Genomic DNA, 25,219 nt, shown 5'->3' on the forward strand with positions numbered 1-25,219 from the left:
CAAGCTTTTCCACAATCTGCTGAAGGTCAGTTGTCCGAACGTCATCATCTCCCGTTCGTGACGCCATATGAATGGTCTCTGCGCTGGCGAAGGCAACGTGTATTAGCTACCGGCTGGATCGAACTCACGAGAACACCCCGCATCCTCCTAGGATGCCGTACTTTGCGTGTGGCATCGCACTAGTGTACGGACGTCATCTAGGGGGAGGCGATGAGTCCAACACCATCCCGGCCGTGGACGATCGAGGCGGTCCGCGCCCTTGGTCTTACCACGGACGTGGCGACGGCGGGACGGATCCTCGGCGTCGGCCGCAGTAAAGCTTATGAGCTTGCCAAGAGTGGCCAGTTCCCTGTGCGGGTGCTCCGTATTGGGCGGAAATATGTCGTTCCCGTTTCGGCGATTCTAGAACTGCTGGGTGTCGACTCCATTGGCTGACTCGAAGCTTCCGTGACGCCTGGGCGCTGGCGGGAGGTATGGCTTCGGAAGGGGGGATCGTGGGGAGACCTCACGTCCCGAAATGGCGGGGAAGCCGATAGCATTTTGTGGGATTCCTTCGACTTCCCCACCTGCCCAAACGACATGAGCTAGTGCCGTGGCCACGAACGTTTGAGGTGTTGCGGGCCAGGCTGCTCGCGTGGCGAGTTGGCCCTCGTTCGCTGCGGATTCGGGCGCGTTCACGACGCTGTGCCGCTAGGACGGTGGGATGGCGAGCGTTCGCGTTTCGCCAACGCAGGTATCGGTGCAGGCGACCGGTCAGTGCGGGGTGGTTCGGGTGGTTCGATCCGGCGATCACGAAGGTCCGTGGCGGTCCGAACTGCGCTTCGATGGGGTTGGCCCAGGACGCGTAGATCGGGGTGAGAAACAGCTCGACCTTGCTGCGGGCCGCCCACGATGCAGATCCTGTACCCGCTGCTCAACGAAGCGAAGGTGCCTGACGCCGTGTCGCTGATCTTGGGGTGGACGATGAGAGACGTGCAGCGTCTGCGCTCCTGCCGCGTGCCGTGCGCTGCGGTGATCTACGCGGATGACGCATACGTCCCTGCGGTCTTCTCCTTCCAGACGGCTCAGTTGGTACCGGCGATGCAGGTTCTCGACGACCGGAAGCATCGCCATGGCGGGTTGGATGTCGATGGCGACCGGATCCTTGATCGGCTGATCATCCAGGTTTGCGGTGTCCGAGCGGGATACGGCGGGCGGTGCCGGTGTCCCAGGCCAGTCCGGTGGGGCCCCACGTGTCCTGGTCAACGAGCAGCACGGCGTCGACCGCCATGGCGATAGGTGCGATGAGGCGGTCGCCGCCGGGGGCAGGGGTGTACGCGATCCGCGACGCCAGAGCGTCGGTGTCGGCGGGCTGGCAGCCGTAGAACACGCTGATGTGTGGGCGCCACCATCGGGCTGGCGAGGGTTCTGGCGCGGCCTGCGCGCCGAAGACCTCACGGATCGCCGCCCGGACCGCGCCGGCCAGCGCGTCGGCCTGGCGGCTGGGCACGACGTAAAGCTCCAGGGCGTACAGGCCCATGAACGCCGGGCCGACCGTGACATCGAAGGGTGCGATGTGGCGTAGCCGGCCGACGAGCGCGGTGTGCAGGGCGTCGAGCTGTCCGGGTGTCAGGCTGACGGTGAGCTGGTCGAGCCAGCCCACGGTCAGATGGAGGAATTCCGGGGCGATGGTCCGGAACACCACCTCGAACGGCCGGCTGTCACCCTGCTCGGCCCACCAGGTGCGGGTCTGGGCGAGGCAAGCGCCGGCCAGCGCGTGGACCTGCTCGGTGGCGGGGATCTCGATGTGGGGCCGCGAGCCGGGCGGTGACCACATCGTCTCATCGAAGCTACGCAACGACTGCTCCTGCGCTCAGAGGGATGCGGGCGACTGTCTCCCACCGGTAGCTGCTGTCGGCGGCGTTCTGTGCCACGTCCACGACGTGCACCTCGTTGACGCTCAGTGTCGCGCGAGCGGATCGGACCTGCTTGCGCAGCAGCGATTGGATCCGCCCCGAGTCCTCCTCCGCTGTCCCGTAACCGACGGTCAGGTGAGGGGCGCCCGGGTCCATCGCCAAGGCCGCGTCGCCGAATACCGCGGCGATGGCCGCCGTGACTGCGGCGCCCATGGCCCGCCACGGACCGCCGGGATGATCGCCGTCAACGTCGAGGAGCACCGCGGTCGTGGTCGCCATGGGAGGGCCCGCGATGCTGGTGAACGCCGGCACCGCGGCGAGCCCGTCGGTCAGCGCGCTGGTGAAGGCGGCCCGCTGCGTGGCGCTGATGTCCGCGGATGGGACCCCGGCGACAGCCCGGAGGGTCGCGTGCAGCCACTCGTCGGGGACCTCGGCCAGGCAATGACCGAAGGCTGGCCGCACCACTGACCGGGTCCGGGCGACCAGATCGTGCAACGCGATATCACGGGTCAGATCGGGGACGATGTAAACGTGCAGCTTTCGGATGCCCGGTGCCCATCTACGGGCATCGGTGATGAACCGCTGCACCTCGTCCTCCCTTAAGGAGATAGCGATGATCGCTTTTGGACAGTGTCACTCTTCCGTCGCCCTGCTGGCGAGCATTGTCCGATAGCCGTCGAGATGGGTGCCAGGGGTTGCGGTGGCTCCTGACTGGGGCCCGCCGCAGCGTCGGCGTCGAGCCGCAGTGCTGTCAGGTCGACGTAGGCGGAACGAATGCGGCCAGCGTGGCACGCTCGGCACCGGGATGGCGGGACGGTGAGCTCGGCGGAACCCGATCCGCAAAGTAAACCTGGAAGTGACTCTTGCCTCCCGCGTCTTCTGCATGCGGGCACCGCCAGTGCCGCTTCCGACTCGGTCGGTGCTGATCGTCCGCAGGTGGGGATCGTGTTGTCGGGCAGATCGCGGGCCCGAGGGTTGGCAGTGGGTCAGTGGGTCAATGGCGGAGCAGACGTGAGCCGGGGCGCCTCGGGCTCCCAGAGTGGCGGCTACCCACGCGGGTCCCGAGCCAGTGGTTGAGGCATGATCAGGGATCTTCTTCGCTGGCTCAGCAGATGCGCCTCGGGCGTTATGGTTTCTCCGTGGACAGCACGACCGATCATCAAATTGCACAGGCCGTAACCCGGATGGGCCCGCACCTGCTGCGGGCGGTCTCGGCGAGTCCGCGCAGCGCCAAGGTCGTGCAAGCTACGTTCAGCCTGCCTGGAGTGGGCGGCCGAGGCGGGGGCCTGAACCCGTCCGTCGTCGGTACGCTGCTCGCCACTTGGGCCGAACAGATTGCCCTCGTCGGCGCCGACGCGCACGATGTGCCCGACGCACACGCCCAGCGACTCGTCGACGCCGCCCGAGCAGGGTTTGACGTTCTGGAGCCGCTCGTTGTCGCCACGGTACGCGCGCTGGACGGCGCCGCCCAGCGCGCGTTGCTCATCACACTGGCCGAGCACCTAACCGGGGACGTCCTGCCGCTGCTGGGCGGCCTGCACGCCGTCCAAAGAGTCAACGGCTGGCTCTACGACTCTCCCTCTCCTCCGCCAACGGCGCGTGAACGAGTCCAGGCCACGGTGGTTTCGACCCTCGTGGCCGCGCACGCCGCTGGCAACCATCCCCTCGCCGAACACGTCCTCACCACGACCGCCACCCGCCCAGACGGGCGTGAGGTGCTCGCCTCGATGTTCGGGTGGCTCGTGCGTGTTGCCGTCATCGTGCTCGACACCGCACACGGACACCGTCCGCCGACTGACCCCAGCGATCCCCGCCTGCCGGACCCGACGGTCGACCCCGCGCTGCCCGACCCACCCGACACCGCCTACGACGCCGCCCGCCGGGCGATCACCGCTGTCACCGCAGACCAGCCGGCCGCGGTGCTCGGAAACGCCAGAGCGATAGCGGCCCTGAGCACCCCGTCGCTGGCAGCGGTGGTCAGGTACGCCGCCGTCACCGTCGCCCGCAGCGTGCACGCCGCCGGATGGCACACGGATCGAGAGGCCAGCGAGTTCCTCGACCCCGACACCGGCCAACCGTGACGCGACAGGCGGTCACGCCGGCAGCTCCGTGGGGAGACCGCACGTCCCGGAACCGTGCGGGAGTCAATGGCATCCAGGCGCACGGCGAGCCGATGCCAGTGACCGCCGTTGACCTCCTCGATCTCGACGGTGAACCGGGGCGTGTGCTGCTGGTGAAACAGTTCCTCGTTCGCGGCGGAGCTACGCTCGCTGGCAACGGCGCTGAGCTTACTTGCGTTGGCTGACAGGCGGGCAGCCCACCAGGCGATGGCGAGCAACGTGACGGCAACCGCGGCCCATCCTGACGGATCCTCGATATTTACCTGCAGGACGATAGGGGCGAGGGTGCATCTACTGCCCGGCCCAGTGGTCCCACCTCAGCCGCTAGATGTGCAGGCTCACTGGGCCGCAAGGTCTTCGGGATCAATGCCTCGGTCCAGCAACCACCCGCCAAGAGCGCCGATGTCGCGAGGCTTCCGTTGTGGCGCGGAGGCTACCCACCCGTCGGAAATCGAGTAAACACGAACCCGATCGTCCGGCCAGATCTCCAGCCGCCACCGGCGCCCCTCCCGGCCGAAAGGGGTGATCCACACACGCACCTCCCGGGATACCCACTGAGGGCGGGTCCAGTCCGAGCGGAGTCCGGTTACTCCCCGGCGAGTGACCCGCCGGCAGCCAGCCACCATAGCCGGGCGCACCTTGACGGCGATCCGAAGCCGCTTGATTGCGGCGGCCAACGCCTGGGCTTCCGCCGGTCGAGTTGGCCACCACTGGCCAAGAGGTCCGGAAGCCGCTCTTTCCAGAAGGACCAGCGTGCATCGTCAGGTACACCCGCCAGAGCATCTCGGCCTTCCAGGAGGGCCGCGTACGCCACCCGATCCCAGTGCGCGCTTGGCCAGCCGCCCGCCTGCCGTCGTTGCTCGCCCAGGTCGACAAGGTTGGCGTACGCGCCCCGAATGTCGGCGGCCAACTCGGCATCCGGCACGGCTGCCAACTCGTGGACGCCACGTTGGGCCTGTTCGGGATCGTAGGTGCCGCTCACCTGCACCGCCCTAAACCGGTGACCGGCCGAGCCTCTGCTGCATGTTGATAGCAATGGTCGTGGTACCACGGCCAACCGGTGCCGCACGCCCCGACGGGCGCGAGGATCCGACAGGTCGGCCAGCACTGCGGCCAGCCCAGCAGCGGTTTCGGGCACTGTGACAGCCGGTCCATGGCAGTACGGCAGGACTCACTTCGGACGATCAAGGCTTCGACACCCAATGATCATCCGAACCGGTCACGCCCGCCTTGATGCCCGCAACCCAGGCGCTTCTCTGCCGAATGCCCCATGTCGGTCGCGGCAAGGACTCTGCCGGGGCCCTGGCTCCGACGGCTATCCCTGTCGGCTATCTGGGTCAGCCCGCCCTCATCAAGCGCTCCGCCGCCGAATCCGGCTGAAGGCATCCACCGCAGCATCGTCGGCTTCGGGCAAGCTGCCCAGGTACTTTTGTGTAGTGAGGATGCTGCCGTGCCCGAGGCGCTCCTTGACGATCTGGATGTCCGCGCCACCTGCAAGAAGCCAGGAGGCATGGGCGCTGCGAAGACCCTTTACCTGCACGGTTGAGTCGAGACCTGCGGCCGAGCGCGCGGGCACCCACACGTTTTGACGGAACCACGAACGAGGGATATGCCCGTCGGTGGTCACTGTGCGCCGCTGGCGCGGGCTGTCCTTACCTGCCGCTCGTCGCTCAGCCCGGTAGATCGAGAATGCTGCCCTGCAATGGTCACACTTGCACTTCGCGGAAATGTACGCCGTCTTGGTGCCGTGACGGTATTGGCGGCCCTCTTCGTTGGGTTCAGTGAGTCCCAGTTCCTCGGGGTTCGGGGCGAGTCGGAGCGAGGGCTCCTGTAGGGCTTCGGGATTGCGGATAGCAAATAGTAGGTCCTCTGCCTTGAGGCTGTTTTCGTTGATGTGTGCGTCGATCTTTTTTACTATTTGGACGCTGAGCCGAAGTTGCCTCTCCTCCTCGTCCTTCGGGTATTCCTTGACGACGAACCGGTTGCCATCTATCTGAAACTGTTTTGTAAGCTCGACGACCACGCGGCTGACTGTAAGTAGCCTGGTTGTCCGGTCAAGATCCTTGACTCGCAGTTCTGTTAGTTCGCCATACCGGAGGCCGCTCTCGATGTCGGTCTCCACAAGTAGCCGCATGTCATTGTCCGGCAGTGCCGCGTACAAGTCGTCGAATTGCTCCGGCGTGATAATCCGACGGACCTTCTTGGGTACTGCTGGCGTCTTAACTCCCTTGCAAGGGTGTACCCAGATGATCTGATCTACTAGTGCTGTGGTGAATATTGCACTGAGAATGACCATGCAGTACTCGATCACAGTGGCGCTGTTGCTAATTTTGGCCCTTTGGCCCTTCTGGCGTTGAGGTAGTTCCAAATTGCCTTTCTGGAACTTCGTAACCCACTCCCGGACGTGGGTGGATGTAATTTCTCGCATCCTCATCGGCCCGAATTCCGGAATAATGACCCTCTCAAGATAGAGGGTGTAGTTCTCGCGAGTGCGGAGTTCCATCACGTGGTTGGGCAGCCAGGTCTCTCGGACATAGCGCTCAAACGTCTGGCGTCCTCGGCGTGGGTCGCCCGCGCGGCCCTCTGCAACCTTGACCTCGGCGGCTTGCCATGCCTTGTTGGCCTGCTTCTCGCTTCCGTAGGTGCCCGCAGATCGCTGGTCGCCACGTATGTCACGGTATAGCGCGATGTACCGAGTCCTACCCTTGCCGTCCTTGCGTGGGTACGAGAAGCCCATGAGATCCCCCCAAGATCATCTGTCATCGCTTTGTCATCGGACGGAGCCCCAGAGAGTGTTAGTGGACAATACTGAGTGGCACTCCCATAGCGGCCTTGACCAGCAGTTTAGTCGACTTGATCCGGGTCTTCCAAAGGCGCAGGCCGGTAGCGCACCTCGTTCGCATCGAGGGGGTCAGGGGTTCAAATCCCCTCAGCTCCACCACGAAGCAGCAGGTCAAAGGCGGGTTCTCGGATGATCGAGAACCCGCCTTTGATCATTTGTCCGTCTGGCGTCCGTCGGACGGAGCCACGGTCCGTGGCACGTGGCGGGCAAACTCAAGCCGAACGGGTGTGATGGGCGACAACAGCGGTTTTGGGACAGGGCGTCACGCGACGGGACGACCGGACGCCGGTGGAGCGGAAGCCGGTGCCGGAGCTGTAACAACGACTGGATGAGTCAGCTTGAGCAGCGGATCCGACCAGCGGTCTCAGAGTTGATCGACTCAGGCGACTACGCAAAGCCCCTGCCGGCGGCGCAGATAATGCGCGACGATGAGCATCACGCCTTCGGCCATGCCGATACGCGGCTCGCGTCACTCGGGGATGGTGATGGCGCTCTTCTCGACGAGCGTGCCGTTGACGAAGCAGAATCGCCACAGGTCCGGGCCGCTTTCCTCGATGGGCTTGATCGTGTAGTAGATGCATGAGGCGTTGGCCGGCATACCTTTTTTGCCGGGGTCGCCGGGGTAGAGATCCTTGTCGTTCATGCCGGTGAGTGGCTCGGGCAGTGCGGCCCGAACGCCCGTCTCTGGCGTGCCTTCCTGCTGTGCGTCGAATTGTTCCTGCGTGATGCCGGCCCGGAGCACCTCTTTGCCGAGTGCGAACGCCTGGTAGGCGGTCCAGCCGAGGCCGCCGCAGAGGACGACGAGCAGTACGGCGATGACGATTCCGAATTTCCGCATGACATTTCCTCCGTCGTGGTGAGCGGTGTTCAGCTTCTCGGGAATCGACGGATGGGTCGTCAGTGGTTGGTCGGATCTTGACGTCTACGCGGTACGACGATAGTTAGAGCCGAGGTTCATGCGGACGGCAGATGATCGACCGGGCGGGTGACGGGAGGCTGTCTGGCATGACGACGACGCTTCCCGACACGCCGCGCCCCGCCCTGGCTGTCGCGCCGGTTCCCTATCACCGGCTCGCCCGCACCGACCGGCACCGCTGGTGGCGGCCGATTCTCGGCACGTTGCTGATCATGGTTGGCCTGCCGGTGATCCTGATGGGCGGGTTCGGGGCGGCGAGCGCGGTGGTGTGGATGCTGGACGGGCCGGAGGACTTCCTGCCCCGTGGCCCGGAGGCCGATCTGGCGATCACCATGGTCTCGCTGGGTCTGTTGATTCCGCTGACGTTGATCGCCGCGTGGTGGGTGCAGCGTCGCCCGGTCGGCACGCTGTCCTCGGTGGCGGGCCGGTTGCGGTGGCGCTGGCTGGCGAGGTGCCTGCTGCTGGCCGTGCCGGCGCTGGCGTTGAATCTCGGGGTGTTGAGCCTGCTGTCCGGTGACGGCCAGGAGAGCAGTCGGGTGGGTTGGGACCGGCTCGCGATCGGCCTGGCCGTGGTGGTGGTGCTGGTGCCGTTGCAGGCGGCCGGTGAGGAGTATCTGTTCCGTGGCTGGCTGGTCCAGGCGTTCGGGTCCTGGGTCCGGTCGCCCTGGCCGGGGATTCTGGTGTCGGCGGTGTTGTTCGGGCTGGCCCACGGCTACGGCACCGTCTGGGGCATGGCCAACCTGGTCTTCTTCGGTGTGGTGACGGCGGTGGTGACGATCCGGACCGGCGGGCTGGAGGCCGCGATCGCGCTCCATGTGGTCAACAACGTGGCCGCGATCGGGCTGACGGTCGTCACGGGCGCGCTGGAGGCACAGCAGGCGGCGGCCGACGTGCACGCCGTGACCGCGCTCGTGGACATGTGCATGGTGGGGTTGTACGGCGTGGTCGTGCTGTGGCTGGCCCGCCGCCGTGGCGTACCGAACGGCTCCGGCAACGACTCGATCAAGACCGACACCGCGATCGACATCACCACCATTCCGCTGTGGCTGCTCGGCGGCTACCTCGCGGTGGTCTCGTTCGCCCCGGTCATGTCCCCGCTACCCGGCCTCACGGCCTAGAGCACGAACGCGTCGAACCTGGCGACATCGTCCGACGATGGCGAGCACGACGTCCACACGTCCTCGCGGCGGTCAGTGCGATTCCTGGTCGTGACTGGGTACCGGAAGGACGACGGTGAAGATGGCTCCACAGCCGGAAGCGCTGGTGGCGGTGAGTTCGCCGCCATGCGCGCGGGCCAACTGGCGGGCGATGGGCAGACCGAGGCCGCTGCCGCCGGTGGTACGAGATCGGGAGCTGTCCGCCCGCCAGAACCGGTCGAAGACCTTCGGCAGATCGGCGGCGGCGATACCGGGACCGGTGTCGGCCACCGAGATCACCATACGGCCGGGCCGCATCTCCAACGCGACCGTGACCGTGCCACCGGGCGGCGTGTACCGGATCGCGTTGGCGACCAGGTTGCCGACGATCTGCCGCAACCGGACCGGATCCACCGTGACCTCGGGATCCTCGGCAGCGTCCAGCCTCAACGCGACCTCGCCCGCACCGCGGTGCGCGTCCAGCACCTGTTCCAGCAGATCACGCACGTACGTCGGCTCCGGGTGCACGCGCAGGCTGCCCGCCTCCAGGGCGGCGATGTCACGCAGGTCGTTGACCACGTGATGCAACAACACCGACTCCTCGACCAGCAGATCCAGCACCTCCTGGTCGAGGTCGACCGCGCCGTCCCGCGCGGTCTCCAGCCAGGTGCGGATGTTCGTCAGCGGGGTGCGCAGCTCGTGTGCGATGTCGTTGACCATGGCGTTGCGCTGCTGTTCCAGCGCCTGCCGCCGCGCGGACAGGTCGTTGAACGCGACGGCCAGGTACCCGATCTCGTCCCGGCTGGTGACCGGCACCGGTGCCGGCCGGTCGGCGGGCTGCCGGGCCGCGTCCGCCAACGCCCGCAGTGGCCGCACCAGTCGCAGTCCGACCACGACGGTCACCGCCAGCGTGAGCAGCAGGATGAGCAGCGCGGTGCCGGCGATCGGCAGCGTATTCGCGGTGGAGAGCCGGACCGCACCGGACTCCGGCCCGGGCGGCCCGGTGACGAAGAGCAGCGCGGGCGGCGCCACGTAGGGACGCAGTTGCTCACGCCGGCTCTCCTCGGCGCACTGTCGCAGCGCCCGGTCGGCGTCGGCGGAGGGCCCGTCGTCCCCGTACCGCACCGTGAAATCCGGCGCGATCTTGTACGTGACACCCACGTCACCCGTTCGTTCGATGCACCGCTCGACCAGTGCGGCCAGGTCGGCCAGCGCCTTCCGTTCCGTGTCGACCGGAATGGCCAGCTCGTCCGGTAGGCACCTGCCCAGCCGGGCAGAGTCGCTGAACTCCCGGACCGCCGCGCGCCCGCTGGGCAGCTCGACGATCTCGGCGCTGATGTTGGCCTTACGCAGGCACGCGAGCTGGTCGTTCGCGTGCCGGTGCAGGGCCTGACGCTCCTGCTCGGTCAGCCGGTACGGCCCGACCGCACGCGGGTCGATGCGGCCGCTGGCGTCGCGCACGATGCCCCGATCGAGGTAGAGCGGGTCGACGGTCGCGGTGGGTACGTCCGAGGCCGCGACCGCGTCCGGCGCTCCCGGGAACGACGCCGTGATCAGCTGCCGTCCCGTCGTGGTCAGCGCGATCCGGGTACCGGTGAGCCCGGCCTGCCGGCGGACCAACTCGTCCACGCCTTCCCAACTGTCGTGTCCGGCCGCGTACTCGATGATCGCGTCGTAGATGTCGGCATCGGCGGCGAGCGTGCGGCTCCGCTCCTGGGTGACGGCCCGCGTGGTGAGCTGCACGGTCAACCAGGCGGTCGCCGCGACCGCGCACACCGCGATCAACATGGACGTGGCCAGCAGCCGGACCAGCAGGCTGCGGCGCAGCGGCACGGCGCGGCGCATCAGGCCCCGGCCAGCTTGTAGCCGACGCCGTAGACGGTCAGCAGCAGCGCGGGCCGACGCGGGTTCGGTTCGATCTTGCGCCGGAGATTCGACATGTGGGTGTCGATCGCGCGTTCGGTGGAGTCCCGGTCGTACCCGTTGGTCTGTTCGAGCAGCTGGGCGCGGGTGAAGACCCGTTCCGGCTGGTGTGCCAGCGTGGCCAGGATCGCGAACTCGTCCCGCGTGCACTCGATGTCGCTGCCCGCGACCGAGACCACCCGGCGGGCCAGGTCGATCGTGACCGGCCCGACCCGTAGCACGTCCCGGTCGTCCGCCGGCCCCGCGCGCCGTAGCAGCGTCTTGATCCGGGCGAGGAGTTCTCTCGGCCGGTACGGCTTGGTCAGGTAGTCGTCCGCGCCCCGGTCGAGTCCAAGCAGGAGATCGTCCTCGCTGGTCCGCGCGGTCAGCATCAGCACCGGCACGGCGGACTCGCGCCGGACGGCCGTGCACAGTTCGAGCCCGTCCATCTTCGGCATCATCACGTCGAGCAGCAGCAGGTCCGGTCGTACCCGCCGCACAATGTCCAGCGCGGTCCGGCCGTCGTGCACGATCGTTGTCCGATAACCGGCGGACTCAAGGTAGCGACGCAATATCTCAGCGTGCATCCGGTCGTCCTCGGCTATCAGCAAATGTGCGGGCACGCCGCCGACTATAGATTCGTGAACGCGCATCTGAGCAGACCACAGGGCATTTCCCACAACGTGTGGAATGCCCACAAGTTCCTGAAACTGTTCCGGCAGCATTCCCGCCATGCCTCAGGACAATGAGCCGCCGGGGATACCCCGGCGGCGGAATCGCATCGTCGGCATGGTGGCGGCCGGATCCGTGCTGGCGCTGACCATCGCGGCGCTGGCCTGGACCCACGGCGTGAAAGCCGCAGACGACACCGCCGGGCCAGAGACGATCACCGTCACCGCGGTCGCCGTCGAACGCACGAACCTGTCGACCAGCCGCTCACTCACGGGCACGCTCGGGTACGGCACGCCGCGCGCGATCAGAAGTAGCCGCGAGGGCGTGGTGACCTGGCTCCCCGCCACCGGCAAGACCATCGACCGCGGCGAGCCCCTGTACCGCCTCGACGACACCCCGGTACCGCTCTTCATCGGCGCACCGCCGCTCTACCGCACACTCGACACGACGAACATGACCGGCCGGGACATCGCCATGGTCGCCAAGAACCTCAAGGCGCTGGGGTACGCCATCGGCGACCAACCCCGGGCCGGGCACAAGGTCAAGCAGACCGTCACCGTGACCTCCGCACCGGAGTCCTCCACCACCACGACGCCGGCACCACCCGGAAACGCCACGCCGGAGACCACCACCGTCTGGACCACCGTGCGCAAGGGCGAGGGGGTGCTGACCACCGCGCTGACCAGCGCGATCAAGGAGTGGCAGCGCGACCAGGGCATGGTGGACGACGGCACCATCGAGGTGGGCGACCTCGTCGTGCTGCCCGGCACCGTCCGGATCGGCGGGGTCACCGTGCAGGCCGGCGACGCGACCGGCAGCGACCTGATGACCGTCACCCAGACGGCGAAGGCGATCACGGTGCAGGCGACCCTCGCCCAGGCCGACGGGCTCAAGGCCGGCGACAAGGTCTCGCTGCGCATGCCGGACGGCACGGAATCGACCGGCGAGATCAGCGACATCAGCACGGTTCCGCAGATGCCGGACGGCGGCGCGCCGGACACACCGCAGACAGTCGCCGTAACGGTCACGATGACCGACCCGGCCGCGGCCGAGGGCCTGGACGGCGGCACCGTGGAAGTGCGGATCGAGGGCGAGACCCGCGAGGCCGTGTTGGCCGTGCCGGTGACAGCGCTGCTGGCGCTACGCGAAGGCGGGTACGCGATCCAACTGGAGGACGGCCGCAGGATCGCGATCGAGACCGGCCTGTTCTCCGGCGGCATGGTTGAGATCAGCGGCGACAGCGTGACCGAGGGCCTCAAGGTGGTGACGACCTCGTGAGCCGCGTGCTGTCCGTCCAGAACGCGAGCAAGCTCTACCCCGGCGGCGTCACCGCACTGGACCGGGTGTCCCTGGGCATCGACGCCGGGGAGCTGGTCGCGATCGTCGGACCGTCCGGCTCCGGCAAGTCCACCCTGCTCAGCATCATGGGTACGCTGGACCGACCGACATCCGGCACGGTCGAGCTGGCCGGCCACGACGTCGCCGTGCTCTCCGACCGGCGGCTCTCCGCGCTGCGTGGCCGCTGGCTCGGATTCGTGTTCCAACAGTTCCACCTCACCGACGGGCTGTCCGCGGTGGAAAACGTGGCGACCGGCCTGCTCTACGCGGGCGTGCCGCGCCGCAAGCGGCACGGGATGGCCACGGCCGCCCTGGAACGCGTCGGTCTCGGTCACCGGATCATCCACCGGCCGCACCAGCTCTCCGGCGGCGAGCGGCAGCGGGTGGCGATCGCGCGCGCGATCGTCAACGAGCCCGCCCTGCTGCTGGCCGACGAACCGACCGGAGCACTGGACACCGCGAACGGCGCCGCGGTGCTGGAACTGTTCCACCGGCTACACCGGGAGGGCGCGACGATCGCGCTGATCACCCACGACCGGGACATCGCCGCCCGCCTGCCGCGCCGCGTCGAGGTCCGGGACGGCCGCATCGTCAACGACAGCCACCCACGGGACGCCACCACGGAGATCCACAGGATCACGCCGACCGACGCCACCATGGAGATCGCGACGGTGCGGGCCTGATGAACGACGTCAAACCGGTACGGCTCGCCCTCGCCGACGTGCTGTCGCTCGGCACCATCGGCCTACGCACCCGCCGCACGCGGGCAGTGCTCTCCGCGCTCGGCATCGCGGTCGGCATCGCCACCATGGTCACGGTCACCGCGATCCCGGAATCCAGCGAACGCGCCCTGATGAACGAACTCGCCGCGCTCGGCCCGAACCTGCTCCAGGTCAACGCCGCGGACAACCCGGACCAGGACTTCGGCCTGCCGGCGGAATCGATCGACATGGTCGCCCGCATCGGGCCGGTCACCAGCGTGACCGCAGTGGCGAACACCGGCGTGGTGGCCCGCCGCTCCGACCTCACCGACCCCCGCGACGGCTCCGGCCTGTCCGTGCTGGCCAGCCGCCCGGACCTGCTCGGCACACTCGATGCGACGGTGCACTCCGGGCACTTCCTGGACCGGTCCGGCGGCGAGTTCCCCACGGTCGTGCTCGGGTCCGTCGCCGCATCCCGGCTCGGCATCCCGTCCGTACCGTCGGACGCTCCGCCGCCCCAGATCATGATCGGGGAGAGCTGGTTCGCCGTCGTCGGCGTCCTCGCCACCACCCCGCTGTCCCCCGAGATCGACCGGTCCGTGCTGGTCGGATGGGACGCGGCCCGCGCCGAACTCGGCTTCGACGGCCGGCCCACCGTGCTCTACCTGCGTGTCCGCGAATCCGCCATCGAAGCCGTACGCACCGTCCTGCCCGCCACCGTCCACCCCCAGCAGCCGGGTCGAATCCAGGTCACGCTCCCCTCCGACGCGCTGTTCGCCAAGCGCGCCACCGAGCAGACGTTCTCCGTGTTGTTCATCGGCCTGGCCGCGGTCGCGCTACTGGTCGGCGGCATCGGCGTCGCGAACACCATGGTCATCTCCGTCCTGGAGCGCCGCTCCGAAATCGGGCTACGCCGCGCGCTCGGCGCGAACCGCGGCCAGATCCGGATCCAGTTCCTCACCGAGTCCATCGCACTCTCGGTGCTCGGCGGCGGCACCGGCACCCTGCTCGGTATCGCCGGCACCGCCGCGTACGCACTCGCCAACCACCTGCCCGTCGTCATCCCCGCGACCGCCGTCGCCGGCGCGCTTGGCGGCGCCGTCCTGGTCGGAGTCATCGCCGGCGTCTACCCCTCCATCCGCGCGGCCCGGCTCCAGCCGACCGTCGCTCTCGCCTCCGCATAAGCACCTCGGAAGGAACTCGAATGCTCACGTCCCGAACCCGGATCGCCGGAGCCGTCCTCGCCGCATCCCTCACACTCCTGACCGCGTGCGGCGCAGACGAGCCGCAGACCGCCGATACGGACGACGTCGCGTCCCTCGCCACGCAGTCACCCGGCACCGCCGCCACCCAGGCCGCCCCGGCCGGGCAGGAACGCCCGCTGGTCCGCCCGGACAGCACCCGCGAGGAGATCGACCGCCTCTACGCGGAATGGAGCACGTGCCTGGCCGAAAACGGCTCTCCCTCGAAAGGCGACCTGTCCGCCGTCGACGTCGATCCTGAGGTGCTGGCCGCCTCCGCGAACGCCGCGAAGGCATGTGCGAACAAGGAACCAGAACGCAGCTGGGAGCACGCCAAGCGCACCGATCCGAAGTACGCGGACAAACTCCGCGACTGGATCACCTGCATCCGTTCGCACGGCATCAACTCCTGGGAGAAGGATGGCGCGCTCGCCTTCGAAAGCCTGCCGTCGGACGAGCAGCGCCAAAAGATCAACGAGTGCGAGATGAAGGCTTTCAGCCTGGCATGACGCGAGCCCAGACGACCGGCTCGGTCACCGTTCCACTCGGGAAGCCGTCCTTGATCATTCGTCCGGCAGTATTCGGGGCGGCCCGCCTGGTCGCCCGGCATGGTCAGAGTCCGGCTGCGGCGTCGTAGCGGCGGCGTAGGTCAGCCATTTCCGATGGGGCCAGTGCCTCCTTGAGCGCCGGCTCGGCGTACTTCGGCGGGAACATCTGCCGCAGCCGGTCGACGAAGATGACGTCGGCGGTCGCCTCGACCACCTGGATGCCCGGAGGGTCGGTGGACATGTCCATGATCACCGGGCCGGCCAGCTTGACCGCCCAGTCCCAGGGGCGTTTCTGCTCGGCGACCCCGCAGAGGTGGAAGCCGTAGATCGTCTGCACGTCGGCGAGCGTGGTCACCTCGGCCGGTTCGTAGCCGTAGACGTGGACGCCGCAGATCACCGCCGGCTTCGTCTCCTCGGTGGCCACCTGCTGGACGCTGTGCCCAGCGTGGTTGTGCTGTCCCGGGTCCGCCTGTTCGAGCGTGGTGCGCATCCGGGTCAGGAGCTGTGCCTGCAGGTCTGCCGGCTGCGTCTCGGAGCCGGCCGAGTTGGCCAGTACGACCGCGCCGACCGTCACCAGGAGGATCGCCGCCGCCCCCACGAAGCGGTGTCGGTACCATCCTGCGAAGGTCTCCCGGGAAATCATGATTGCTTCTCACCTCGTCGCCGGTTCTGGTGCGTTGGCAGACCGCATCGAACGCCTCCGGTTTGTCGGACGTCGAGTGCGTCGGCCGTCGCGGGGAAACGTGCCGGGGCACGTATGGCGGGGACGCCTGCCCGGGAAGTTGTGCCCGTCGTGGAGTTGGCCCGGTGGTGCGGCGCGTGAGCGGATGCCAAGGTGCGCGCTGCCGGCGCTGCGGTGCTCCCGTGCTGGCCGTTACCAGCGCGGTTGCCCCCGCGCTGCGGCGATGTGAGTTATTCCAACACGGTTGGACCCGCTCCGGCAACATCGACGATCCTCATCGCGTTCCACGGCCGGCGTCGATGGGGGTTGCCACGTCGGGCACGAACGGCCGACCTGGATGCCGGGTGTCCTGAGTCGACTGTCAGGATTGCCGGATGACGGTCAGACTTGACGGTAGGGTTGCCCTGGTCACGGGCGGAAGCCGGGGCATCGGCGCCGCCGTCGCGCGCCGGCTGGCCGAGGACGGCATCCACGTCGCGTTCACCTACCGCGCCGCTAAGGACAGCGCGAAGTCCGTGGTGGCCGACATCGAGGCGTACGGCCGCGCCGGCCTGTCGATCAGTGCGGACAGCGCCGATCCGGCGGCGGTCGTCGGTGCCGTCGAGCAAGCCGTCGCCGAGTTGGGGCGGCTGGACATCCTGGTCAACAATGCCGGGGTGTTCGCGGGTGGGCCGATCGAGTCGGTGAGCCTGGACGCCCTCGACCAGGCCGTCGCGGTCAACGTGCGCGGGGTGTACCTCGCCACCCAGGCGGCGGTACGCCACATGGGCGAGGGTGGTCGGATCGTCAACATCGGCAGCAGCTTCGCCAGCCGTGTCCCGGCCCCCGGAGTGAGCGCCTACGCCATGACCAAGAGCGCCGTCAACGGGCTGACCCGGGCGCTGGCCCGCGAACTCGGCCCGCGCGGGATCACCGTCAACCTGATCCTGCCCGGCTCGACCGACACCGACATGAACCCGGCGGACAGCGCCAGCTCGGACGCGCAACGGTCGCACATCGCGCTCGGCCGGTACGCGGCCCCGACCGACGTGGCGGCGACGGTCAGCCACCTGGTGGGCGACGGCGGGCGGCACATCACCGGCGCGTCGATCGCCATCGACGGCGGCGCGACGGCCTGAGAACCCGGCCGCCCGCACGGGACCGGCCGCCCGGCGGAGACGGCTACTGGAGCCCGCCACGGACCGAGGTGATGCGCTGGGTGTTGAAGCCCAGCCAGTGCATCCGGCCCACGTATCGGGCGTGTTCCACCTTGAGGCACCGATCCAGGACGACCGTCAGGCCACCCTCCTCGGCGATGCGGGCACCCTCCTCGTTGATCACGCCGAACTGGCTCCACAGCGTCCTGGCCTTGATCTCGACCGCGTCCCGTGCGATCTGCGGCAGCGCGTTCGGCGCCCGGAAGACGTTCACGATGTCCACCGGCACCGGAACGTCGGTCAGGCTCGGGTAGCTCCGCTCGCCGAGAATCTCGGTCTCCCGGGGGTTGACCGGGATCATCCGATAGCCGTGCCGCTTGAGGTAGTAGCCGACGAAGTTGCTGGCCCGCAGCGCGTTGCCGGAGAGGCCGACGATCGCGATCGTCTTCGCGCTGTGCAGGACGCGCTGGATGGTCGACACGTCCTGGTACCGCCCGAGGTCGAACATGCGGCTACCTCTCTCCCGCTGCTGCGGCGACGTGTGCGAATGCCTGTGCCAGGTCCCAGATCAGATCCTCGACCGATTCGGTGCCGACCGACAGCCGTACGGTGCCCGGCCCGACTCCGGCCGCCCGGAGTTCGTCGTCGCTGAGCTGCCGGTGCGTGGTGCTGGCCGGGTGGATGATCAGGCTCTTGGCGTCGCCGACGTTCGCGAGGTGGGACCAGAGCGTCACGCCTCGGATCAGATCCTGCCCGCCGGCCCGGCCGCCGGCACAGTCGAACGAGAACACCGCCCCGGTGCCCAGCGGCAGGTACTTCTCCGCCAGCGCCTGGTATCTGCTTCCGGGCAGGCCCGGATAGGTCACGTTGGAGGCCAGCGGATGCGTTTCGAGGAAGGCGGCCACCCGTCGCGCGTTCGCGACGTGACGTTCCATCCGCAGCGACAGCGTTTCCAGACCCTGTAGGAACAGGAAGGCGTTGAGCGGCGCGAGCGTCCCGCCGAGGTCCCGCAGCGTCTCGGCGCGCAGTTTCATCAGGTAGCCGTACGTCCCGAACGTCTCGTGGAACTGGAGGCCGTGATAGGCCGGCGACGGGTCGGCGACGACCGGGAAGCGCCCGTTCGACCAGTTGAAGGTGCCGGCCTCGACGACCACGCCACCGATGCTGGTGCCGTGGCCGCCGATGAATTTGGTCGCCGAGTGGATGACGATGTCGGCGCCCCACTCGATCGGGCGGCAGAGGTAGGGCGTGGCGAAGGTGTTGTCCACGACGAGCGGCAGTTCGTGCTCGTGGGCGATGCCGGCCACCGTCTCGATGTCCAGCACGTTCCCGGCGGGGTTGCCGATGGTCTCGCCGAAGAATGCCTTCGTGTTCGGGCGGACCGCCTTGCGCCACGCCTCCGGATCGTCGGGGTCGACCCAGCTCAGCTCGACGTTCAGCTTGCGCAGCAGGTGCTTGAGCTGGTTCACGGTGCCGCCGTACAGGGCTGCGGAGGCGACGACGTGGTCGCCGGGCTCCAGCAGCGTGAAGAGCGCCGCCGCCTGGGCCGCGATTCCGCTGGAGAAGGCCACCGCGCCGGAGCCGCCTTCGAGATTCGCCACCCGTTCCTCGAACACCGCGACGGTCGGGTTCATGATCCGCGAGTACGTGTTGCCGTACTCCTGGAGATTGAAGTAGGCGGCGGCCGACTCCGGGTCCTCGAAGACGTAGCTGGTGGTCTGGAAGATCGGCACTGCCCGCGCGCCGGTGTTCGGATCGGGGCGTTGCCCGGCGTGCAGTTGTCGGGTCTCGAACCCGAACTCGTGGGCTTCCTCGATGCGATTCGGCTGGTCCGTCACGGATTCCTCGCTGCTCTCCGACGCTTACCGGCTCAGCGCTGAGCCAGGAAGCGTCGGACGATGGGGGTCTGCTCTGCTTCCTCCAGGAGGAAGCTGTCGTGGCCGTAGGGCGCTTCGATCAGGTGGAACTCGACCGGCTTGCCGAGATCACGCAGCGCCCCGTCGATCTCGATGGAGGCGGCGGGTGGGTAGAGCCAGTCGGAGCTGAAGGCGATCAGCAGGGTCCGTGCCGACACCCCGGCCAGCGCCTGCCTGAGGGAACCGGCGCCGTGTTCCCGGGCGAGATCGAAATAGGTCAGCGCGCGGGACAGGTAGAGGTAGGTGTTGGCGTCGAAGCGCCGGACGAACGACGACGCCTGGTGTCGCAGGTAGCTCTCGACCTCGAACTCCGGTTCGCGGAGGGTGTAGCGGATGTCGTCGGCGAACTGCAACCGCCGGCCGAACCGGTCGGTCAGCGCGGGCGCGGAGAGGTAGGTGACGTGTCCGAGCATCCGGGCCAGTCCCATGCCGGCGCCGGGTGTCTGGTCGGTGTCGTAGTAGTGGCCGTCCTGCCAGGCGGGGTCGCGCATGATCGCATCCCGCGCGATCGCGTTCCAGGCCACGCCCTGTGGGTGCAGAGCGTGCGTGGAGGCGATCACCACGATGGCGTCGACCTGCTCGGGGAAGAGGACGGACCAGGTCAGCGCCTGCATGCCGCCGAGCGAGCCGCCGGCCACGGCCGCGAGCCGATCGATGCCGAGCACGTCCAGGAAGGCGCGCTGGCAGCGCACCATGTCGGCCACGGTGATGACCGGAAAGTCCGAGCCGTACGGCCGGTCGGTGGCCGGGTCGATCGAGGACGGGCCGGTCGTACCCCGGCAGCCACCGATGAGATTCGTGGAGATGACGAAGAAGCGGTCGGTGTCGAAGGCCTTGCCGGGGCCGATCATGCCGTCCCACCAGCCGAGGCCCTTGCCGGCCGTGCCGTCGCGGCCCTCGGCCGCGAACCCGTCCCGGGTGCTGGCCGCTGGTGGCGTCCGGGCGAAGCCCGCGGCGTGCGCGTCGCCGCTGAGCGCGTGACAGACGAGGATGACGTTGTCGCGTTCCGGCGAGAGGGTGCCGTACGTCTCGTACGCCACCCGGACCGGGTGCAGCTCGCGCCCGCAGTCGAGGCGTAACGGGGTCGGCAGGTCCTGGTACTGCGTCTCGACGCTGCCGACCGAGCCGGCCAAAAGGGTCGATGGTGCAGCCATGCGGGCGATGATAGCTAGCCAAACCAGAGCCGGGCCAGTTGTAATGTCCTTCATCCCGATAGGTGTTGCCGGGAATCGGGCGAGAGGGGAGATTCGTAACATGTCGATTACCGACAACGGAGTCAACGTGCAGGCCCTGCTCGACGCGCGTGAGGCGTTGAAGGGGGCGCCCGAGGCGGCGCAGTTCACCTGGCGCGCGTCGGCCAAGTGGGAGAACGGCGTGCACAGCACCGTCACGATCCAGAACTTCTTCGGGCTCGGCGCGGAACAGGCGCACAAGACCAAGACGGAGTTCGCCGCCGACCACCCCGAGGTCTTCGCCGCCGAGGACAACGGCATCACCCCGATCGAGTACCTCCTGGTCGGCCTGGCCAGTTGCCTGACCGCCGGCGTGGCGTCCGTCGCGCAGAACCGCGGCATCCAGCTGCGCTCGGTCGAGTCGACGGTCGAGGGCAACCACGACATCCGCGGCATCCTCGGCGCCGACAGCGACGTCCGCAACGGCTTCAACGACATCAAGGTCACCTTCAACATCGACGCCGATGCCTCCAAGGAGGACATCCAGGCGCTGGTGGCGCAGTCGCAGAAGCGATCGGCGGTCTTCGACGCGCTCACCAATCCCACCAACGTCACCGTCGACGTCGCCTGAGGCGGGCCGAGCGATCGAGCGCGTCACCACGGTCGTCGTCGGCGCGGGGCACGCCGGCCTGGCCGCGAGCCACTTCCTCGGCGGCCGGTCGATCGACCATGTGGTGCTCGAACGCGGCGAGATCGCCAACTCGTGGCGGCACGAGCGCTGGGACTCCCTGCGTCTGCTCACCCCCAACTGGCTGAACCGGCTGCCCGGCCACGGCTACCAGGGGCCGGACCCGGACGGGTACCTGACCATGACCGAAGTCGTCCGGTTCATCGAGGACTTCGCCGTGGCCTCGCGCGCGCCCGTGCGGACCGACACCAATGTCGGCTCCGTACGGCGCGAAGCGGACGGGTATCTCGTGTCGACCAGCCGCGGCGACCTTCGCTGCCGGGCGGTGGTCCTCGCGAGCGGTGCCTGCAACCTGCCGACGGTGCCCGCTTTCAGCGCCGGGGTGCCGGCCTCCGTCGAGCAGCTGACAGCCTTCGACTACCGGGGCCCCGGCCAGCTTCCCGACGGTGGCGTGCTGGTGGTGGGGGCGTCGGCGACCGGCGTGCAACTCGCGGCCGAGCTGCAACGCTCCGGCCGGCAGGTGATCCTGGCCGTGGGGGAGCACGTGCGGTTGCCGCGCCTGTACCGGGGACGCGACGTGCTGTGGTGGATGGACGCCTCGGGCGTCTGGGACCAGCGGTACGACGAGGTCGACGACCTCACCCGGGCCCGCCGGCTGCCGTCACCCCAACTCGTCGGCACCCCCGAGCGCAGCACCCTCGATCTCACCGCGCTCGGCGCGCTCGGCGTCGAGCTGGTCGGCCGGCTGGCGACCGTACGGGACGGCTGGGCGCTGTTCTCGGGCGGGCTGCGCAACGTGTGCTCGCTCGCCGACCTGAAGATGCGACGCCTGCTGGCCGGCTTCGACGAGTGGGCGCGTGCCACCGGCCGCGACGCCGAGGTGGGCCCGCCGGAGGAGTTCGGGCCGACGGCCGTCGCCGGCCCGACCCGGCTCCGCCTGGACCTGCGCGGTGGTGAGGTGGGCACGATCGTCTGGGCGACCGGTTTCCGCCCCGACTACCGGTGGCTCGACGTGCCGGTGGTCGACGACAAGGGCCGGCTGCGGCACGAGGGTGGCGTGCTGGACAGCCCAGGGTTGTACGCCCTGGGCCTACCGCTGCTGCGGCGGCGTCGGTCCACCTTCATCAGCGGCATCGAGGACGACGCCCGCGCGGTCATCGACCACCTGGCGGGGCATCTCTCCGGGTGATCTCCGGCGGTCCGGTGGGCGGTCCGGTCGAGCCTCGCCGCCGGGCCGGCGGTGGGAGCGGAGATCTCGTCGATGTTTCCCATAGATTTCGGTCTCTTGACACGCCGTGATTGTTAACGTTATCAATGCGTTGGAGGGTCTGCCCTCCGGTCCATACCGGGACGGCTTCCGCCTCGATGGTCCAGCTCGCGGTCGGCGAAAGGACAGGATGATGACGCGTCCCCAGCGCAGTGTCAGGAGGGCGGTGGCGCTGGTCGCCGCCGTGGTCGTGGCGGCGACGGCCGTGCTGGTGGGACCGGCCGCCCCGGCACAGGCCGCCGCCGTCACCTTCACCAACCCCCTGGCCGAACAGCGCGCCGACCCGCACGTCTACCGGCACACCGACGGCTACTACTACTTCACCGCGACCGTGCCCGAGTACGACCGGATCGTGCTGCGCCGTGCCACCACGCTCCAGGGGCTCGCCACCGCCACCGAGCGAGTGATCTGGCGCCGGCACAGCAGCGGCGAGATGGGCGCGCACATCTGGGCACCGGAGATCCACTTCATCGACGGCCGGTGGTACGTCTACTTCGCCGCCGGGCGGACCGAGGACATCTGGGCGATCCGACCGTACGTGCTGGAGAGCGGCGCGGCGAACCCGCTCGACGGGCCGTGGGTCGAGCGCGGGCAACTCCAGCCGGCGCGCAGCAGCTTCTCGCTCGACGCGACCACCTTCGTGCACAACGGCCAGCGCTACCTGGCCTGGGCGGAGTACGCCGGCAGCAACTCGAACATCTACCTGGCCCGCGCGGTCAACCCCTGGACGTACGCGGGCACCCCGGCGCTGATCGCCACCCCCACGTACGCCTGGGAGACCCGGGGTTACCGGGTGAACGAGGGACCGGCGGTGCTGATCCGCAACGGGCGGGTCTTCATGACGTACTCGGCGAGCGCCACCGATGCCAACTACGCCGTCGGGCTGCTCACCGCCTCGGCCAGCAGTGACCTGCTGAACCCGGCGTCGTGGAGCAAGCGCGCCACGCCCGTGCTGGCCAGCGACGGCCGGACCGGCCAGTGGGGGCCCGGACACAACTCGTTCACCGTCGCCGAGGACGGCAGCGATGTGATCGTCTACCACTCGCGCAACTACGAGCGGTATCTCGGCAACGGCTACGACCCGTTGACCGACCCGAACCGGCGGACCCGGCTCCAGCGGGTCTACTGGAACGCGGACGGCACCCCGAACTTCGGCGTACCGGTGCCGGACGGCCTCAGCCCGGTGCGGCTGCGCTCGCACGACCAACCGGACCGGTACGTCCGGCACTGGGAGTTCCGGGCGCGGCTGGAGTCGAATGTCACCGCCCTGGCCGACTCGCAGTTCCGGATCGTCGCCGGGCTGTCGAACTCCTCGGCGATCTCGCTGGAGTCGACCAACTACCCCGGCTACTACCTGCGGCACCGCAACCACCAGGTCTGGGTGGAGCGCAACGACGGCACCACCCTGTTCCGGCAGGACGCCACCTTCACCCGCCGGGCCGGCCTGGCCGACGCGGCCAAGGTGTCACTGGAGTCGGTCAACTTCTCCGGCCAGTACGTCCGCCACCGCGACGGGCTGCTCTACCTGGAGGCGGTGTCGGACGCGGCCGGGCGGGCGTCAGCGACCTTCGCGCTGGAGTGAGCCGGGTTGAGTCCGGATGGCAGACGTACACCGTCAACCTCTCCGGGGAGGCCCCGAACGGTGCGTGGCGGCTGCGCGCGCAGGTGACACCGGCCACGTCAACCGGTGGGCGCTCTCGCTCTGAGCGATGGCCCGGCTGGCCGGCCGGGAAGGGCGACCCGGCGTTGTGCGACAGGCGTCGGGGCATCCCCGCATGCCGGTCTCGGCCTCCGGCACCGGGTTCCGGCCGGAAAGCCGTGTTGCCGGGTTCGCCGTGGAGGGCTGTCGGCCGGACGATACCGTGACCGGGTGCGAGGCGAAGCGGCCACCACCGGACGATGGCTCCGGTTCGTGCTGCTCGCCTGCACCCTGTTCGGGCTGACCGTGATGCACAGCCTGGGCCACGACCCCATCCTGGGCACGGCCGGGCACGGCAGCCACGCCGCGCCGGTCACGCCCGCCCTGGCCGGCGACTGCCATGGCGACCACTGCACCCGGCTCGTCGCCCCGGCCTCCGAGGGGCCGGGGCCCGGTCACCCGCCGGGCTGGGCGGTCTGCATGGCGATCCTCGCCAGCTTCTCCGTCGGCCTCCTGGTCGCCGTCGTCCTCCTGCGCGGCACGCGCGCCGGGCGGCGACGGGGTCGCACATCCACCCGGGCCTCCGGCGGGCGGGCACCGCCATTCTTGACGCCGATCGGTCTGAGCACGGCCTCGATCTCGGTGTTGCGGATGTAGGAGCGGCCAGCGCGTGACCCGGATGGGCTTCGCGCCGACGACTCCTACCCGTACATCGATCGTGAAAGGCCAGTTGTCCCATGAACCGCACCTACCTGCGCCGGGCCCTGCGGGTCGGCGTGAGCCTCGCCGTCGTCGTCGGTCTTGCCGCCTGCGGCTCCGATCACCCGTCCGGCGCCGGCCACGACACGCCCGGCACGCCCTCCGCCAGCGCGATCAGCGGAGAATCCGCCGCCAGCAACGCGGCGGACCGGATGTTCGCCCAGATGATGATTCCGCACCACGAGCAGGCGGTGGAGATGTCCGACCTGGCCGCCACCCGGGCGTCCGACCCGGAGGTCAAGCAGCTCGCCGCGCAGATCAAGGACGCGCAGGCGCCCGAGATCGCCCAGCTGAGGACCTGGCTGACGCAGTGGGGCGCGCCGATGCCGTCCGCAACCGCCGACGGGCACGGCACGGAGCACGGCACGCCCGACATGGATTACGAGATGCCGGGCATGATGTCCGACGCCGACCTGGCCCGGCTCACGGCTGCCGCCGGCACCGAGTTCGACCGGCAGTTCCTCACCATGATGATCGCCCATCACGAGGGTGCCATCACCATGTCCGAGGAGGAGGTCGCCCAGGGGGTGAACCCGGACGCCAAGGCCCTGGCGCAGCAGATCATCAGCACGCAGCAATCCGAGATCGACACCATGAAGCGGATCCTGACCCGGATCTGACCAAGAGATCTCGGTACGAACCTGCCCTC

24 protein-coding genes and 1 pseudogene are annotated in these 25,219 nt (G+C 68.7%); 13 read left to right on the plus strand and 12 right to left on the minus strand.

Features of this window, described 5'->3' with window-relative positions; translation table 11 throughout:
• The first annotated feature begins 210 nt into the window (after positions 1–210).
• Entirely contained in the window at positions 211–435 is a 225-nt protein-coding gene (locus ACQPYA_RS04310) for a helix-turn-helix domain-containing protein (RefSeq protein ID WP_433531341.1), read from the plus strand.
• A 214-nt stretch (positions 436–649) separates the two neighbouring features.
• On the opposite strand, the pseudogene ACQPYA_RS04315 reads toward ACQPYA_RS04310, so the two are convergent.
• The 3 genes and pseudogenes from ACQPYA_RS04315 to ACQPYA_RS04325 all read right to left on the minus strand — a co-directional run.
• Positions 650–892, minus strand: a pseudogene (locus ACQPYA_RS04315) (IS630 family transposase); the annotation flags it as partial.
• Positions 893–1,156: 264 nt separating this feature from the next.
• Entirely contained in the window at positions 1,157–1,837 is a 681-nt protein-coding gene (locus ACQPYA_RS04320; protein ID WP_433531342.1) for a 2'-5' RNA ligase family protein, read from the minus strand.
• Positions 1,830–2,483 carry a 2'-5' RNA ligase family protein gene (locus ACQPYA_RS04325; RefSeq protein ID WP_433531343.1) on the minus strand — a complete coding sequence of 218 codons (654 nt, stop codon included), beginning with the start codon at positions 2,481–2,483 and terminating at the stop codon, positions 1,830–1,832. Before ACQPYA_RS04325 ends, ACQPYA_RS04320 begins: the two co-directional genes overlap by 8 nt.
• Positions 2,484–3,034: 551 nt before the next feature.
• On the opposite strand from ACQPYA_RS04325, the gene ACQPYA_RS04330 reads away from it, so the two are divergent.
• Positions 3,035–3,976: a hypothetical protein gene (locus ACQPYA_RS04330; RefSeq protein WP_433531344.1), complete on the plus strand. Its 942-nt coding sequence runs from the start codon at positions 3,035–3,037 to the stop codon at positions 3,974–3,976.
• Positions 3,977–4,601: 625 nt separating this feature from the next.
• Here the strand turns inward: ACQPYA_RS04330 and ACQPYA_RS04335 are convergent.
• From ACQPYA_RS04335 to ACQPYA_RS04345, 3 genes are all read right to left on the minus strand, one after another.
• Positions 4,602–4,997 (minus strand): hypothetical protein, encoded by a 396-nt coding sequence (locus ACQPYA_RS04335; protein ID WP_433531345.1) that lies wholly within the window; start codon positions 4,995–4,997, stop codon positions 4,602–4,604.
• 369 nt (positions 4,998–5,366) lie between these two features.
• Positions 5,367–6,752 carry a tyrosine-type recombinase/integrase gene (locus ACQPYA_RS04340; RefSeq protein WP_433531346.1) on the minus strand — a complete coding sequence of 462 codons (1,386 nt, stop codon included), beginning with the start codon at positions 6,750–6,752 and terminating at the stop codon, positions 5,367–5,369.
• 574 nt (positions 6,753–7,326) lie between these two features.
• Positions 7,327–7,695, minus strand: a complete 369-nt coding sequence (locus ACQPYA_RS04345) for a hypothetical protein (RefSeq protein ID WP_433531347.1) — start codon at positions 7,693–7,695, stop codon at positions 7,327–7,329.
• A gap of 167 nt (positions 7,696–7,862) precedes the next feature.
• Between ACQPYA_RS04345 and ACQPYA_RS04350 the strand changes: the two genes are divergently transcribed.
• Positions 7,863–8,891, plus strand: coding sequence for a lysostaphin resistance A-like protein (locus ACQPYA_RS04350; RefSeq protein WP_433531348.1), 1,029 nt, complete (start codon positions 7,863–7,865; stop codon positions 8,889–8,891).
• A gap of 72 nt (positions 8,892–8,963) precedes the next feature.
• On the opposite strand, the gene ACQPYA_RS04355 is transcribed toward ACQPYA_RS04350, so the two are convergent.
• Positions 8,964–10,754 carry a sensor histidine kinase gene (locus ACQPYA_RS04355; RefSeq protein WP_433531349.1) on the minus strand — a complete coding sequence of 597 codons (1,791 nt, stop codon included), beginning with the start codon at positions 10,752–10,754 and terminating at the stop codon, positions 8,964–8,966.
• Positions 10,754–11,434 (minus strand): response regulator, encoded by a 681-nt coding sequence (locus ACQPYA_RS04360; protein WP_433531350.1) that lies wholly within the window; start codon positions 11,432–11,434, stop codon positions 10,754–10,756. The genes ACQPYA_RS04355 and ACQPYA_RS04360 overlap by 1 nt, the downstream gene beginning before the upstream one ends.
• 109 nt (positions 11,435–11,543) lie before the next feature.
• Here ACQPYA_RS04360 and ACQPYA_RS04365 point away from each other — a divergent pair, with 109 nt between their 5' ends.
• The 4 genes from ACQPYA_RS04365 to ACQPYA_RS04380 are packed head-to-tail and all read left to right on the plus strand — an operon-like array spanning position 11,544 to position 15,272.
• A complete protein-coding gene (locus tag ACQPYA_RS04365; RefSeq protein WP_433531351.1) occupies positions 11,544–12,761 on the plus strand; it encodes an efflux RND transporter periplasmic adaptor subunit in 1,218 nt (405 codons plus the stop codon).
• Positions 12,758–13,504, plus strand: coding sequence for an ABC transporter ATP-binding protein (locus ACQPYA_RS04370; RefSeq protein ID WP_433531352.1), 747 nt, complete (start codon positions 12,758–12,760; stop codon positions 13,502–13,504). Before ACQPYA_RS04365 ends, ACQPYA_RS04370 begins: the two co-directional genes overlap by 4 nt.
• The gene (locus ACQPYA_RS04375; RefSeq protein ID WP_433531353.1) at positions 13,504–14,706 is read left to right on the plus strand and encodes an ABC transporter permease; all 1,203 of its coding nucleotides are present in this window, start codon (positions 13,504–13,506) and stop codon (positions 14,704–14,706) included. Before ACQPYA_RS04370 ends, ACQPYA_RS04375 begins: the two co-directional genes overlap by 1 nt.
• A gap of 20 nt (positions 14,707–14,726) precedes the next feature.
• The gene (locus ACQPYA_RS04380; protein ID WP_433531354.1) at positions 14,727–15,272 is read left to right on the plus strand and encodes a hypothetical protein; all 546 of its coding nucleotides are present in this window, start codon (positions 14,727–14,729) and stop codon (positions 15,270–15,272) included.
• Positions 15,273–15,375: 103 nt separating this feature from the next.
• On the opposite strand, the gene ACQPYA_RS04385 is transcribed toward ACQPYA_RS04380, so the two are convergent.
• Positions 15,376–15,954, minus strand: a complete 579-nt coding sequence (locus ACQPYA_RS04385) for a hypothetical protein (RefSeq protein WP_433531355.1) — start codon at positions 15,952–15,954, stop codon at positions 15,376–15,378.
• A gap of 413 nt (positions 15,955–16,367) precedes the next feature.
• On the opposite strand from ACQPYA_RS04385, the gene ACQPYA_RS04390 reads away from it, so the two are divergent.
• Complete coding sequence (locus ACQPYA_RS04390) at positions 16,368–17,111, plus strand: SDR family NAD(P)-dependent oxidoreductase (RefSeq protein WP_433531356.1); 744 nt, start codon at positions 16,368–16,370, stop codon at positions 17,109–17,111.
• 43 nt (positions 17,112–17,154) lie between these two features.
• Here the strand turns inward: ACQPYA_RS04390 and ACQPYA_RS04395 are convergent, their stop codons facing one another.
• From ACQPYA_RS04395 to metX, 3 genes are read right to left on the minus strand one after another with little or no spacing between them, the layout of a single operon-like run.
• A complete protein-coding gene (locus tag ACQPYA_RS04395) occupies positions 17,155–17,637 on the minus strand; it encodes a CoA-binding protein (RefSeq protein ID WP_433531357.1) in 483 nt (160 codons plus the stop codon).
• Between the two features lie 4 nt (positions 17,638–17,641).
• On the minus strand, positions 17,642–18,967 hold the full coding sequence (locus ACQPYA_RS04400) for an O-acetylhomoserine aminocarboxypropyltransferase/cysteine synthase family protein (RefSeq protein WP_433531358.1): 1,326 nt from the start codon (positions 18,965–18,967) through the stop codon (positions 17,642–17,644).
• 32 nt (positions 18,968–18,999) lie between these two features.
• The gene (gene metX, locus ACQPYA_RS04405; RefSeq protein ID WP_433531359.1) at positions 19,000–20,199 is read right to left on the minus strand and encodes a homoserine O-acetyltransferase MetX; all 1,200 of its coding nucleotides are present in this window, start codon (positions 20,197–20,199) and stop codon (positions 19,000–19,002) included.
• 100 nt (positions 20,200–20,299) lie between these two features.
• On the opposite strand from metX, the gene ACQPYA_RS04410 reads away from it, so the two are divergent.
• The 5 genes from ACQPYA_RS04410 to ACQPYA_RS04430 all read left to right on the plus strand — a co-directional run bounded on the left by ACQPYA_RS04410 (position 20,300) and on the right by ACQPYA_RS04430 (position 25,190).
• Positions 20,300–20,848 (plus strand): OsmC family protein, encoded by a 549-nt coding sequence (locus ACQPYA_RS04410; RefSeq protein ID WP_433531360.1) that lies wholly within the window; start codon positions 20,300–20,302, stop codon positions 20,846–20,848.
• The gene (locus ACQPYA_RS04415) at positions 20,742–22,094 is read left to right on the plus strand and encodes an NAD(P)-binding domain-containing protein (protein ID WP_433531361.1); all 1,353 of its coding nucleotides are present in this window, start codon (positions 20,742–20,744) and stop codon (positions 22,092–22,094) included. Before ACQPYA_RS04410 ends, ACQPYA_RS04415 begins: the two co-directional genes overlap by 107 nt.
• A 208-nt stretch (positions 22,095–22,302) precedes the next feature.
• Positions 22,303–23,754: a family 43 glycosylhydrolase gene (locus tag ACQPYA_RS04420; RefSeq protein ID WP_433531362.1), complete on the plus strand. Its 1,452-nt coding sequence runs from the start codon at positions 22,303–22,305 to the stop codon at positions 23,752–23,754.
• 288 nt (positions 23,755–24,042) lie between these two features.
• Complete coding sequence (locus tag ACQPYA_RS04425) at positions 24,043–24,468, plus strand: DUF6153 family protein (protein ID WP_433531363.1); 426 nt, start codon at positions 24,043–24,045, stop codon at positions 24,466–24,468.
• A gap of 80 nt (positions 24,469–24,548) precedes the next feature.
• A complete protein-coding gene (locus tag ACQPYA_RS04430) occupies positions 24,549–25,190 on the plus strand; it encodes a DUF305 domain-containing protein (protein WP_433531364.1) in 642 nt (213 codons plus the stop codon).
• Positions 25,191–25,219: the final 29 nt, after the last annotated feature.

This window comes from Micromonospora sp. CA-263727, from assembly GCF_050942455.1.
Lineage (GTDB): Bacteria > Actinomycetota > Actinomycetes > Mycobacteriales > Micromonosporaceae > Micromonospora.

Excerpts from the sequence above, each read along its gene's own strand:
- ACQPYA_RS04310 (WP_433531341.1), top strand. The coding sequence starts at position 211 with ATGAGTCCAACACCATCCCGGCCGTGGACGATCGAGGCGGTCCGCGCC.
- ACQPYA_RS04340 (WP_433531346.1), bottom strand. The coding sequence starts at position 6,752 with ATGGGCTTCTCGTACCCACGCAAGGACGGCAAGGGTAGGACTCGGTAC.
- ACQPYA_RS04345 (WP_433531347.1), bottom strand. The coding sequence starts at position 7,695 with ATGCGGAAATTCGGAATCGTCATCGCCGTACTGCTCGTCGTCCTCTGC.
- ACQPYA_RS04350 (WP_433531348.1), top strand. The coding sequence starts at position 7,863 with ATGACGACGACGCTTCCCGACACGCCGCGCCCCGCCCTGGCTGTCGCG.
- ACQPYA_RS04355 (WP_433531349.1), bottom strand. The coding sequence starts at position 10,754 with ATGCGCCGCGCCGTGCCGCTGCGCCGCAGCCTGCTGGTCCGGCTGCTG.
- ACQPYA_RS04365 (WP_433531351.1), top strand. The coding sequence starts at position 11,544 with ATGCCTCAGGACAATGAGCCGCCGGGGATACCCCGGCGGCGGAATCGC.
- ACQPYA_RS04375 (WP_433531353.1), top strand. The coding sequence starts at position 13,504 with ATGAACGACGTCAAACCGGTACGGCTCGCCCTCGCCGACGTGCTGTCG.
- ACQPYA_RS04380 (WP_433531354.1), top strand. The coding sequence starts at position 14,727 with ATGCTCACGTCCCGAACCCGGATCGCCGGAGCCGTCCTCGCCGCATCC.
- ACQPYA_RS04385 (WP_433531355.1), bottom strand. The coding sequence starts at position 15,954 with ATGATTTCCCGGGAGACCTTCGCAGGATGGTACCGACACCGCTTCGTG.
- ACQPYA_RS04390 (WP_433531356.1), top strand. The coding sequence starts at position 16,368 with ATGACGGTCAGACTTGACGGTAGGGTTGCCCTGGTCACGGGCGGAAGC.
- ACQPYA_RS04395 (WP_433531357.1), bottom strand. The coding sequence starts at position 17,637 with ATGTTCGACCTCGGGCGGTACCAGGACGTGTCGACCATCCAGCGCGTC.
- metX (WP_433531359.1), bottom strand. The coding sequence starts at position 20,199 with ATGGCTGCACCATCGACCCTTTTGGCCGGCTCGGTCGGCAGCGTCGAG.
- ACQPYA_RS04410 (WP_433531360.1), top strand. The coding sequence starts at position 20,300 with ATGTCGATTACCGACAACGGAGTCAACGTGCAGGCCCTGCTCGACGCG.
- ACQPYA_RS04415 (WP_433531361.1), top strand. The coding sequence starts at position 20,742 with ATGCCTCCAAGGAGGACATCCAGGCGCTGGTGGCGCAGTCGCAGAAGC.
- ACQPYA_RS04420 (WP_433531362.1), top strand. The coding sequence starts at position 22,303 with ATGATGACGCGTCCCCAGCGCAGTGTCAGGAGGGCGGTGGCGCTGGTC.
- ACQPYA_RS04430 (WP_433531364.1), top strand. The coding sequence starts at position 24,549 with ATGAACCGCACCTACCTGCGCCGGGCCCTGCGGGTCGGCGTGAGCCTC.